Annotated in this window: 8 protein-coding genes; 2 read left to right on the top strand and 6 right to left on the bottom strand. The window is 69.0% G+C overall.

From position 1 onward, the window contains the following. The first annotated feature begins 52 nt into the window (after positions 1-52). A complete protein-coding gene (locus ACIPWY_RS03950) occupies positions 53-460 on the top strand; it encodes an FKBP-type peptidyl-prolyl cis-trans isomerase (protein ID WP_393703233.1) in 408 nt (135 codons plus the stop codon). A gap of 861 nt (positions 461-1,321) precedes the next feature. Further along, on the top strand, positions 1,322-2,779 hold the full coding sequence (locus ACIPWY_RS03945) for a multicopper oxidase family protein (protein WP_393703235.1): 1,458 nt from the start codon (positions 1,322-1,324) through the stop codon (positions 2,777-2,779). Positions 2,780-3,030: 251 nt separating this feature from the next. Here the strand turns inward: ACIPWY_RS03945 and ACIPWY_RS03940 are convergent, their stop codons facing one another. The 6 genes from ACIPWY_RS03940 to ACIPWY_RS03915 all read right to left on the bottom strand — a co-directional run bounded on the left by ACIPWY_RS03940 (position 3,031) and on the right by ACIPWY_RS03915 (position 12,331). Further along, positions 3,031-5,130 (bottom strand): TIM-barrel domain-containing protein, encoded by a 2,100-nt coding sequence (locus ACIPWY_RS03940; RefSeq protein WP_393703237.1) that lies wholly within the window; start codon positions 5,128-5,130, stop codon positions 3,031-3,033. Between the two features lie 41 nt (positions 5,131-5,171). Next, positions 5,172-6,017: a carbohydrate ABC transporter permease gene (locus tag ACIPWY_RS03935; protein ID WP_362910493.1), complete on the bottom strand. Its 846-nt coding sequence runs from the start codon at positions 6,015-6,017 to the stop codon at positions 5,172-5,174. Between the two features lie 9 nt (positions 6,018-6,026). Beyond that, positions 6,027-6,983, bottom strand: coding sequence for a sugar ABC transporter permease (locus ACIPWY_RS03930; RefSeq protein ID WP_362910495.1), 957 nt, complete (start codon positions 6,981-6,983; stop codon positions 6,027-6,029). Positions 6,984-6,996: 13 nt separating this feature from the next. Continuing rightward, positions 6,997-8,220, bottom strand: a complete 1,224-nt coding sequence (locus ACIPWY_RS03925) for an extracellular solute-binding protein (RefSeq protein WP_393703240.1) — start codon at positions 8,218-8,220, stop codon at positions 6,997-6,999. Between the two features lie 100 nt (positions 8,221-8,320). Then, positions 8,321-9,310, bottom strand: coding sequence for a LacI family DNA-binding transcriptional regulator (locus tag ACIPWY_RS03920; RefSeq protein WP_393703242.1), 990 nt, complete (start codon positions 9,308-9,310; stop codon positions 8,321-8,323). Between the two features lie 957 nt (positions 9,311-10,267). Beyond that, entirely contained in the window at positions 10,268-12,331 is a 2,064-nt protein-coding gene (locus ACIPWY_RS03915; RefSeq protein ID WP_401532173.1) for a phosphocholine-specific phospholipase C, read from the bottom strand. Positions 12,332-12,550: the final 219 nt, after the last annotated feature.

Raw genomic sequence — 12,550 nt, 5'->3', positions numbered from 1 at the left:
TGTTTCCGGCTGGTCCGTGCGATGGCTTCCGACGGAGAGTGATGAGGCTGCAATGAGTGAACTGACGAAGCCCGAGGTCGGCGTTCCGGAGGGTGACGCTCCTACCGAGCTGACCATCCGGGACCTGGTCGTCGGGGACGGGGCCGAGGTGAAACCGGGCATGGTGGTCAGGGTCCACTATGTCGGGGTGACCTTCGAGTCCGGGAAGGAGTTCGATGCCTCCTGGGACCGGGGCCAGCCGTTCAAGTTCGCTCTGGGCAGTGGCAAGGTCATCAAGGGCTGGGACCGGGGGGTGAGGGGGATGAAGGTCGGCGGTCGGCGCGAGATCATCGTTCCCCCGCGTCTCGGCTACGGCAGTCAGTCGCCCTCGCCGTTGATCCCGCCGGGCTCGACCCTGGTCTTCGTGGTGGACCTGCTGGACTCGTATTCCAGCACAACCGGATGGAGCAGCGCCTGGTGACCCTGGCCGCTCCTCCCTTACGACGTGCTGCGTCGTCCCCCCGGGGTTGGCGCCGCCGTGCTCCTCAACGCCGCTCCTGCTTCCGCCTCCGCAGCGTCCCAGCAGTTCCCCGCTGCGACCCAGTGACCGCCGAAGGCCACAAGGCGGCCGGCTGCCTCAAAGGCCTGCCCGGCGCCGCCGCCCGGACGTCTGAACTCGGCGGCCACGCTCGGTAAAAGAGGGAGGTCCCCGGTGGAATCCAGCTCGTCGCACTGCCGATCACAGCGCTGGTCCGAGAAGGCCCCGCCCGGCAGCAGCACATTGCGCAAGCCGATACGGACCAAGATCCGGACCTCTGGCTGTCTGCAGAGCGGGCACTCCACCCTGTCGACCACCGCAAACCTCTACAGCCACCTCACCCAGCACGCCGCCCTCGAAGCCGTCAACGCCGTCGACCGCACTCTCACCCAGGCCGAGACCACCAGTCTTCGAACCAACCGGCCAACGTGGCCGCGACCACCACGCGACCACATCCGCAGCCTCCTCGAAGCCTTCCGTCGGCTGTGCAACCCTGCCCCGCCGCCCTCAGCATCACGGCCGGCCAGCACCGCCCAGGGCGTGCGACCACACTGCGACCACCACGCCCCAGGAAGCACGAAAGGACGCCCTCTCGATCACGAGAGAACGGCCTTCGACCTGCGATAACGCAAGTCGGGACGACAGGATGTGAACCTGCGACCCCTTGACCTCCACCGGGCGACCTCCGTACATCGGGGGTGGCTGTGTCGCGCGAACGCTCCACCGGGGTAGCGCACAGGCGGAACCACGTGCTTGCTGGGAGAGAGCTACGTGTGATGTGGGAGTCCCAGGAGTGGAGAGGTAATGCGGTCTCGGTTCAAGCTGCCCGAACTGGCTACCGCCGTCGCTGTCGTCATCGCCCTCTTGGTCGGTGGCTGTTCCGACGAGCAGCCACCAGAGCGGGAACCGGCTCAGGCACAGCCGGTAGCAGTCCCCCGGCAGTCGCCGGCGGTCGCGCAGGGCGCGCCGCTGAAGGAGCCGGCGCAGCTGGTGAGCCGCAACGGGGTCCTGCGGGTGGAACTCGTCGTTGAGAGGCGAAAGGTCGAGGTGGGCGGTCGCAAGCTGTGGGCCCTCACCTACAACGGCAGTTACATGCCTCCCACGCTGCGTATCCGGCCGGGGGACAAAGTGAACCTGTCGATGAAGAACTCGCTGAACGAGTTCACCAATCTGCATGTTCATGGACTTCATGTGTCGCCGAACGGCAACTCCGACAACATCTTCGTCCACATCCGTCCCGGCCAGACGTTTCACTACGCCTACCAGTTTCCGGACACCCTGCGGCCCGGCACCTACTGGTACCACTCACATGCACACTCGATCTCGGCACAGCAGGTCGCCGGGGGCATGTCGGGCGTCCTGATCGTCGACGGGCTGCAGGAGTACCTGCCGGCGAAGTTGCGCCACATCACCGAGCACGTCATCGGGCTCAAGGACTTCCAGATCCAGGGTGATGCGGTCAGGACCCAGAACCTGCACATCGGCGCGTCCACCAATCGCACCGTCAACGGTCAGCTGAACCCGACCATCCGCATCCGGCCGGGTGAGACCCAGCTGTGGCGGCTGGCCAACATCAGCGCCAACATCTACTACAAGATCCGCCTGAAGGGTCAGCGGTTCCACGTGATCGCCCACGACGGCACCCCCGTCGACCGGATCTGGACGGCCGACTCGCTCCTTCTCGCGGCAGGCGCGCGCTTCGACGTACTCGTACAGGGCGGTCCGACCGGCCGTACCCAGCTGCAGACGCTCGCGTACGACACCGGGCCGGCCGGCAACAAGTTTCCGCAGGCGACCCTGGCAACCCTGGTCTCCGAAGGACCTTCCGCGCACCCGGCGGCCCTGCCCACCTCAGCCTTCGCGCCGGTCACGGACCTGAGCCACTCGGCGATCGCCGCCCGGCGCACCCTCGCGTTCTCCGAGAACAAGGACGGCAGCAAGTTCTACATCAACGGCAAGCAGTTCGATCCGAACCGGGTGGACGTCCGGTCCAAGCTGAACACGGTCGAGGAGTGGACCGTGCGCAACGACAGCAACGAGGAACACTCATTCCACGTGCACGTCAACAAATTCCAGTTGATGAGCATCAACGGCCGACCGCACCACGGCCACGGCTTGCAGGACACGGCGAGCGTGCCCGCCAAGGGGAAGCTCGTCGTTCGGACCCACTTCGGGAACTACACCGGCAAGACCGTGCTTCACTGCCACATCCTCAACCACGAGGACGCGGGCATGATGGCCGTTCTGGAGATCGTCAAGTGACGTGCCGACGCCCGTAGCTCCGGGTCGGAGCGGTCAGCATCGGCGCCGACGTCGGACGGGCGAGATCTCCGTGACGACGGCCCATGTGTGTGCCGATGATTACGTCCGAGCGGGTCACCGCAGTCATGGCGTCGATCGCACGGCGCGGCAGGATGGATGGTCACTCGTGCTGCTCCGTCTCTCCGCGACCGGGACACGGAGTTCACCCCCCGCCTTCGACTCCGTGTTCGCCGGCGAAGGCATCACCGTGGTCAAGATCCCTCCACGGCTACGCCGGCCACTTCAACAGCCACCGACCCCACCGAGGCCGAGACCGGTAGCCGCGTCCCGTCCCGCAGGAACAGCGGTATCCGCTCCAGCGGCGCGTCCACCGTCACCCGGGCCCCACCCTCGAAGTCGGCGCCGGTCCAGGCGCACGTCCAGCGCGCGCCCGCCGGGAGGTACACCTCGCGCGTCGTTGCGCCCGCGGTGGTGACCGGGGCGACCAGCAGGTCGGGCCCGAGCAGGTACGAGTCGGCGACCGTCCAGCAGGCATCGTCGTCAGGGAACTCCAGGAACAGAGCTCGCATCGGCGGCAGTCCCTCGCGCGACGCGGTACGCATCTGCTCGTCGATATAGGGGCGGATGCGTTCGCGTAGGGCGAGGTAGTCGCCGAGGATACGGTAGGCCTGATCACCGTACGACCAGACCTCGTTGGGGCCGCCGGTCATCTCGCCGCCCAGCGGCAGCCAGGGCAGGCGGAAGCCGTGGAGGCGGAAGATCGGGCAGAGCGCACCGAACTGGAACCAGCGGATCAGCACCTCGCGGAAGGCCGGGTCGTCCGGGTCGCCGCCATGGAAGCCGCCGATGTCGGTGGTCCACCAGGGGATGCCGGAGATGCCGATGTTGAGGCCGGCGGCGATCTGCTGCCGCAGCGCGGTGAAGTCGGTGCCGATGTCACCGGACCAGACGGCGGTGCCGTAGCGCTGGCTGCCCGCCCACGCGGAGCGGGAGAACGACATGCCGTCGGTGTTGCCGGAGGCCGCCATGCCCTCGTGGAAGATGCGGGCGTTCTCTCGCGGGTACAGGTTGGCGACCTCGGCGCCGTGGCCCGCATGCAGGCGCAGGTTGGCCGGGTGGCCGGGCTTCATCTCGGGTTCGCAGGCGTCCAGCCACCACAGGTTGATGCCGAGGGACTGGTAGTTCTCGCGGACCTTGTCCCAGACGAAGGCGCGGGTGTCGGGGTTGGTCGGGTCGTAGAAGGACACCATCACGCGGTGGTCGGCGCCCTTGTCGACCCAGGTGGCGTGGGCCGCGGTGCCGTACTCGTTGGCGGCGAGCATGCCGCCGCGTTCGAGGGCGTCGTAGTGCTCGGAGGAGCGGTTGACGGAGGGCCAGACGGAGACCATCAGCTTGACGCCCATCTCGTCCAGCTCCTCGACCATCGCGGCCGGGTCGGGCCACTCGGCGGGGTCGAAGCGCCAGTCGCCGAGCCGGGTCCAGTGGAAGAAGTCCGCGACGATCACGGAGAGCGGCAGGCCGCGCCGCCGGTGTTCTCGGGCGACGGTGAGGAGTTCCTCCTGGGTGCGGTAGCGCAGCTTGCACTGCCAGAACCCGCTGGCCCAGGAGGGGAGTTCGGGGGCGTGTCCGGTGGCGTCGGCGTAGGAGCGCAGGATGTCGGCGGGGCGGTCGCCCGCGGTGATCCAGTAGTCGATCTGGCGGGCGCTGTCGGCGACCCAGCGGGTGCCGGTGACGGCGAGTTCGACGCGGCCGACGGCGGGGCTGTTCCACAACAGGCCGTAGCCGCGGTTGGAGAGCGCGAACGGGATGGTGACCTCGGTGTTGCGCTGGACGAGGTCGGTCACCGTGCCCTTCTGGTCAAGGAGTCCGTGCTGGCGCTGGCCGAGACCGTAGAGGCGTTCGCCTTCGTACGCCTGGAAGTTCTGCTCCAGACGCTGGTAGCCATGACCCACCGGGGTGTGCACCCGGCTGCCGGGCCACCAGAAGTGGGCCGGGCGTTCGGCGAGGAGTTCGGTGCCGTCGGCGGTGCGCACGAAGCGGATCAGGCCGTCGAGGGTGAGTTCGGCGGTGATGTTGCCCTGGGTGATGCGGGCCGGGGGCACGGGGTCGGTGGGCGAGCCGAGGCCGTTCTTGAAGACCCGCAGGCCCGTGAGGTCCGGGACCGAGATCGTGGCGGCCGCCCCGGTGGCGTCGTCGCGGTCGAGGAGGGCGCCGGGGATGTCGTCGCGCAGCCGGCCGAGGGCCGCGCGGACGCGCAGGGAGTCGGTTCCCCAGGGTTCGATGCGCAGCACTTCGTGCTCGCCTCGCCATTCGAGGCCGCCGTTGTGTTCCCGGAAGGTGGTCACGTTCATTGCTCCAGTACGGAGTGGAAGGGGTGGACGGGAGGGGAGGCTCAGTCCTTGACCGAGCCGCCCGTGATGCCGACGGCGATATAGCGCTGGGCGACGATCAGGAGGATCGCGGCGGGTACCGACGCGAGGACGGCGGAGGCCATCAGGGCGTTCCAGTCGGTGGCGTTGGCACCGATGAAGCGGTAGATGCCTACGGTGACGGGCGTGACGGCATCGCGGGAGGTGAGGCTGATGGCGAAGAGGAAGTCGGCCCAGGAGAACAGGAACGCGAACAGGCCAACGGTGATGAGCCCGTTGCGGGACAGCGGGACGACGATGCGCAGGAAGGTGCGCCACGTTCCGGCGCCGTCGAGCGCGGCCGCCTCGATGATCTCGGCCGGGATGTCGCGCAGTTGGGAGCGGAGCAGTACCGCGGCGAACGGCACGGCGAGCGTGGATTGGGCGAACATGAGGCCGATGGTGTTGTTCAGCAGCCCGAGGTGGCTGTACAGGGTGAACAGCGAGTTGGCCTTCACGATGCCCGGCAGCATCTGCACGATCAGGAGCACGAACATCAGCGTGGCGGCGTACCGCAGCCGGAACCTGGCGAGCGCCCAGCCCAGGGGCGTCGCCAGGAGCAGCGTCAGCACGACGACCCCGCAGGCGACGAACAGGCTGATCAGCAGGTGCCGGCCCTGGGTGTCGAAGGCGGCGCGGTAGCCGTCGAGGGTGGGGGCGGTCGGGATCCACTTCGGCGGGATGGACAGCAGTGCCTGCGCGGGCTGGAGCGAGGCGTTGAGCATCCAGTACAGCGGGAAGAGGAAGACCGCGACGATGACCAGCGCGAGCACGGTGGTGGCCCACCTGCGCACGGAGGGGGCGCCCGAGGAAGGGGCGGGAGCGGACATGGTGGTCGTCTACCTCTCGTTCTCGGACTGCTCGGCGCGCACGGCCCGCAGGTACACGAGGGCGCAGAGGGTGGCGATGACGATGAGGACGTTGCCGACGGCGGCGCCCTGACCGAAGTGCAGCTCGGTAAATGACAGTTGGTACGACCACGTCGACAGCAGCTGCGTGGCGCCCGCGGGCCCGCCCTGGGTGAGCACCATGACGACGTCGAACGCCTTGATGGTGTAGATGAGGCCCAGCATCAGCACCACCGAGGTGGTGGGGCGCAACAGCGGCCAGGTGACGTGCCGGAACTTGTGCCAGGCACCGGCGCCGTCGAGGGACGCGGCCTCGTACAGCTGGGGCGGGATGGACTGTAGTCCGCCGTAGAGGATCACCATGTTGAAGGGGATGCCGATCCAGACGTTGGCGAGGACGACGGCCGTCATCGCGTAGTCGGGGCTGACCAGCCAGGGCACCGGGTCGGAGATCAGGTGCAGATTCATCAGGACCTGGTTGACGACGCCGTAGTCCTGGTCGAGCAGCCAGCGGAAGACGGTGCCGGAAACCAGCAGCGGCAGCAGCCACGGCAGCAGGAGCAGGGCGCGAAGGACACCGCTCAGCGGGAAGTGCCGGCGGAAGAACAGCGCCAGGCCCAAGCCGATGGCGAACTGGAAGACGAGCGAGGCGACGGTGAAGACGACCGTGTTCCACAGCGTGCCGGAGAACAGGTCGTCGCCGAGGACGTGCGCATAGTTCGCGACGCCGTTGAAGGGCGCCCCGCCCCGGTAGAAGGACGTGACCGTGTAGTCCTGGAAGGACATGACGACGTTGGCGGTGATCGGGTAGCCGAAGAAGACGGCCAGGTAGAGCACGGCGGGGACCCAGAAGCTGAGCCGGACGAGCCGTGCGCGGCGGGCCGCCGGGCACTGTGCGGGTGGCCGGGCGGCGGCCGCGGTGGCAGGCCGGTCGAGGAGTGTGGTCATGGTCGGCGCCCCTTCAGTTGTCGTCGGAGGTGGCGGCGGCCCGCTGCGCGGCGGCAAGGGCGTCGGCGGGCGTGCGGCGGCCGGTCGCCGCCTCCTGCAGGGCCGTGTACAGGGCCTGCGAGACCGTGGGGTAGCCGGTGCCGAGTTCGGCGGTGCGCGAGCGGGCGCCGGGCACACTCGCGAGGAACGGAGCGAGGTCGGGCTGCCGCTTCACCAGTTTCGCGGCGACCGCCGGGTCGGCGGGCACGTCGGCGCGCAGGCTTGCCCAGCGCAGCATGTTGTCGCGGCCGAGCACGCAGTCGAGCAGCTGGACGGCCTTGTCCTGCTTGTCGCCCTTGGGGACGGCCCAGGTCTCGCCGCCGAGCGGGGTGACGGGAGCCGTGCCGCTCACTTTCCCCGGCAGCGGTACGACCCCGTAGTCCAGGCCCTTGGCGGCGTCGAGGGCGGCAAGCTGCCAGGAGCCGTTGACCATCATCGCGGCGTGGTGCCCGATGAACTGCTCGGCGACGTCGGACTGCTGCCAGTTGAGCGCCGACTTGGACACCGACCCGTCGGCGAACAAGGACGTCCAGTAGGACAGAGCCGACACAGACCGCGGCGAGTCCAGGTCGTCGAGGTCGGCGCCCGCGCCCCACAGGAACGGCTCGTACTGCCAGGACCCTTCCTCGGTTCCGACGGCGGAGAGCGCGAGCCCGTAGCGGTGACCCTGCGTCAGTTTGCGTGCGGCTGACCGGAGTTGCTTCCAGTCCGTGGGCGGTTCGAGTCCGGCCTCGCGGAAGGCGGCCTTGTCGTAGAAGAGGGCGAGCCCGTTGACGCCGGGCGCGACGCCGTACAACGTCCCCTTGTAGGTGCCCGCCGCGAGAACGCTGTCGTAGAAGCCGTCGGTGTCGAGTCGCCCGTCGAGCGGCAACAGGGCGCCGGTGGAGGCGAGTTTGGGCAGGTCGGGATTGTCGCTGAGGATCAGGTCGGGCAGGGTCCTGGCGGCTCCGTCGCGGAGGAGCTTCGGTACGAGCTGGGCGCGCGGCATGACCTCGCGCACGACGTCGACGCCGGTGTCGGCGGCACACGTGTCCAGGATGCTGGTGAGGGCGGTGTTGCCGGGTTCGGCGGTGTAGTAGTCGGCGACGGTGAGGGTGTTCGCCGGGGTGTCGGCGGTGATCAGTCCGCAGCCGCCGAGCACCGCGCTCAGAGCGAGGGCGGCGCAGGCGGCGACGGCTGCGCGGGGGCGGGGATGCATGGGGTCCTTCGGGGAGACGGGATGGGACGAGGGCGGCTCTTGCGTGCGGGCAGGGGGTACTGCCGAGGGGGACGGAGTGGGCAGGGGGCTGCGGGGAAGTTCAGGCGGGGCCCGGTGGCGCGGTGGTCGAGGCCCGGACGGACAACCGGGGCTCCAGCAGAACCGGTCGGCGGCCCGGCGCCGTGGCACCGTCGAGCCGGGCGACGAGCAGGTCCACGGCGCGTTCGGTGAGCGCGGCGGCGGGCACGGGGACCGAGGTCAGTGCGGGGGTGCCCGCGGTGGCGACGACGTCCGAACCGAGCGCCACCACGGACAGATCCTCGGGTACGGCGCGGCCCATGCCGCGCAGCAGCGGGGCGAGGTGGGGCGTCGCGGCCTCGTTCTGGACGATGAGGGCGGTGGTGCGCGGCCGTTCGGCCAGGACCCGGGCGAGGGTGCCCGCCACGCTGTCCCAGTCTCCCGCGACGGTCCTGTGGGTGAGCCTCACTCCGCGCGCGGCAGCCCGTTCCGCGGCGCCCGCCACGGTGCGCACCGCGAAACCGGCGTGTCTGGCGTACGCCGCTTCGGGCGCGCCGAGCAGCACCACTTCGCGGTGCCCGAGGTCGGCGAGGTGCTCGACGCACAGCGCTCCGGCGGCCCGGAAGTCGAGGTCGACACAGGCCAGGCCCGCGGGTTCGCGGGGCAGCCCGATCAGGACGGTCGGCACGGGCAGTGCGCGGATCACGTCGAGGCGGGGGTCGACGATGCCGATGTCCATGAGGATCAGCCCGTCGAGGAGGGCGGCGTCCAGGACGCCGTGCTCCTCGTGGTCGGTCAGGAGCAGCACGTTGCAGGCGTACCGGCGGGCGGCCACGCTCGCCGTGAGCATGAACTCGGCGAGCAGCGGCCTGTGCGCCCCGTCGTCGACGCGCACCGCGAGCCCGATGGTGCGCGAGCGCGCGGAGGACGGCGGCCGGTAGCCGAGCCGGTTCATCGCGTCGAGGACCTTGCGGCGGGTGGGCGCCGAGATGGGGCGCTTGCCGCTGATCACGTACGAGACCGTGCTGACGGCGACGCCCGCCTGCCGGGCCACATCCGTGATCGCAACCATGAGGTACTGCCTGACTCTTCGCCGGGGTCCGCCGCTGTCGTGTGGCCGCTCGGGTCGGCTCGTCGAAATCGTTCGACACGGTGCGCGGGGAGCCGCTCGTCCCTGGGCGGCCTCGGTGAGGTTAGGTTCGGCTCCCGCCGGGTGTCTACGGATTCCTCGGCTCTTCGATGAATTTCGATGATGGGGGGTTTCACGGACGGGGCGCAGTGAGATCACCGTCGGCGACCGGTCCGTGCAATGGGAGCCGAAAGACCGCGTCGATCCGACGCGCCTGTCCCGCTCGGGCCTGCGGCTTCTCCACGCAGGGCCCATCGTCAGATCGTCCCGGGCGCTGTGCCGGCCGGCTGCCGCGCTGCGCGGCGGCGTGGCCAAGGACGCCACCGTCAAGACACCGGCGCGGCAGGCGATGCGGCCTGGACATGGTCAGACCACCGCAGCCATGAGCGAACGAACCTGGTTGAACGCGGACAACTAGCTGGAAGTCAGGCGCGACGCGGCACGGCAGCCGAGCGCTCGTGACGTGTCCAGAACCGGGCTTGCTTGACGCCTTTGCCGCTGGAGCCACTTGACTGCCGCATGAGATTCCTGACGGGCAGTCATATTCAGTACGATCACGGGTCCATGTATCGACGGCCAGAACCGACCGACGGGTCGATCGCATCCCCGGCCGGTCGACTCACCAACGAAGCGACGGCGGGAGCGAGTGCAAGACAGGCGAAGGAGCGACGAGTCGTACGGGTACTCGACGGACCTGCCGCCGGAACAAGAAGACCCCGTCACGAGATGAGTCATCGGGCAGATCGCCGCACGATCTGCCGGCAACTCAACTAGTGAGAAAGGGAGTTGCTTCCCTGGCAGCCCCACCTGATCACCGGCCGTCAGGACGGCCGCCCCGCCAAGGTTCGTGCCATGGAGTTGCTCCGCCATGAACGGGACGGAGCAACTCTCGTGGCCTGGTCAGGACGAGGCGGTGCCAGGGTCGCTGGTGCCTGCTTCGCCGGTTTCGATGTGGCCGGCGAGGCGGCGGAGGTAGTGCGGGTCGCCGGGGGTGTGAAGGGTCAGGTCGTACCAGCGGTGGCCGCGGGTCGCGGGCACGCGGTGTCGGAGTCGACCGCGGGCGGGCACGGTCAGGCGTGTGGTCGAGCCGTCGCGGTAGGCGTCGGTCACGGTGACGGTGATGGGGCTGTGTGCCGGGTTGGTCAGGGTGAGTTCGAGGCTGCCGCCGTGTGCGGCGTCGTGGCGGGCCGTCAGCTCCGGGGTGCCGGATGAAACGCTTCCCCGGAAGGTGCGGAGGAACCCGTTGGGGCCGTAGACGCTCAGGTCGTAGCGGCCCCCGGTCTGGTCCGTGTTCCAGTGGTCGGTGAGCGCGCGGCCGGCCGTCGTGGTGTAGCTCCAGGGGCCGTCCTCACGGTTGCCCGAGATGACCAGATGGCATCCGCCGGCCTGGGGACCCGTGCTGAACGTCAGGGCGAACGTGCCGGCGTCGGCGTCGGCGGTGCCGTCCACCCGAGGTGCGTAGGGCAACGGGCGGGCGGGCCGTGTGCCTGGTTCCTGCTGCGGCATCGAGGCGGTGGCCGGGGCGAGGGGGGTGAAGGTCCGGTAGGGGTCGGGGTTCGGTGGACGGTAGCTGTCGGTCTGCGGGAGCTGCGCGTGGTGCCGGCTGGTCAGGCGGAAGTCGAAGGCGGAGGTCAGGTCGCCGCAGATTGCCCGGCGCCAAGGGGAGATGTTGGGCTCGTGGACACCGAAGCGGCGCTCCATGAAGCGGATGATCGAGGTGTGGTCGAAGGTCTCGGAGCACACGTACCCGCCGGTGCTCCAGGGGGATACCACCGTCATGGGGACACGTGCACCGAGCCCGTACGGTCCGGCGCGGTGTCCGTCGTCACCGGGGAACCAGTCCTGGGTGACATCGATGTCGGACAGTCCGTGGTCGGGGGTGTGGGGCGGGAACGGCGGGACGACATGGTCGAAGTAGCCGTCGTTCTCGTCGTAGGTGACGAACAGGGCGGTCTTGCTCCACACCTCGGGGTCGGAGGTCAGCGCGTCGAGGACCTGGGAGATGTACCAGGCGCCGTAGTTCGCGGGCCAGTTGGGATGCTCGGTGAAAGCTTCCGGTGCCGCGATCCAGGAGATCTGCGGCAAGTTGCCGGACATGACGTCCGACCTGAGGATGTCGAAGAAGCCGTCGCCGGCAGCGGCGTCGGTACCGGTGCGCGCCTTGTCGTACAGCGGGTCGCCCGGGGCGGCGTTGCGGTAGTTGTCGAAGTAGAGCAGCGAGTTGTCGCCGAAGTTGCCGCGCTGGGGATCCTTGATCCAGCCCCAGGTACCGTCGGCGTCCAGCCCGTCGCCGACGTCCTGGTAGATCTTCCAGGAGACACCCGCCTTCTCCAGGCGTTCGGGGTAGGTCGTCCAGCTGTAGCCGGCCTCGTAGTTACTCAGGACGGGGCCGCCGCCCGTGCCGTCGTTGCCGACGTACCCGCTCCACATGTAGTAGCGGTTCGGGTCCGTGGCGCCGATGAACGAGCAGTGGTAGGCGTCGCAGACGGTGAAGGTGTCGGCCAGCGCATAGTGGAAGGGGATGTCCTTGCGGGTGACATGGGCCATCGTTCCCGCGCCCTTGGCCTTCACCCACTGATCCCAGCGGCCGTTGTTCCAGGCCTCGTGTCCGCCCTCCCATTCGTGATCCATCCCTTCGAGGAACTCCATCCCCAGATCGTCACGGTCGGGGCGGAAGGGCAGCACGTCCTTGGTGCCGTCACTCTGATGCCAGACGGACTTGCCGTTGCCCTGGGGGAAGGGACGTGGGTCGCCGAAGCCGCGTACGCCCCGCAGAGCACCGAAGTAGTGGTCAAAGGAACGGTTCTCCTGCATCAGCACCACGATGTGCTCGACATCGCGCAGGCTCCCATGACGGCGGTGAGCCGGGATGGCCGCTGCGTGAGCAATGCTCTGGGACAGGGCGGAGAAGCCTGTGGTTGCTCCGGCGAGCTGGAGAAAGCGCCGGCGGTTGAGTTCAGACACGGAGAGACATCCTCGTGATCAGGGAAGGGGCACTTCAAGGTTCAGGCCCGAACGGGCAGCTGTGCGTCCCGCTTGTGAATGGCGGGGGGACACCTGGTGACACCTGGTCGGCCTCCGGGAAGGGCTGCGCACAGAGGATCGACGATCATCTGGTGCCGCGGGCCACGCAGGTGACCGGGACCCATGAACACGGTGGCTCCCCGGCAGGCCTCCGATCCC

Origin of the sequence: Streptomyces sp. NPDC090032 (genome assembly GCF_044748025.1) — a bacterium.
Taxonomy (GTDB): domain Bacteria; phylum Actinomycetota; class Actinomycetes; order Streptomycetales; family Streptomycetaceae; genus Streptomyces.
The sequence above is the reverse complement of the archived record's forward strand: the minus strand, read 5'-3'. Positions and strand labels throughout refer to the sequence as shown.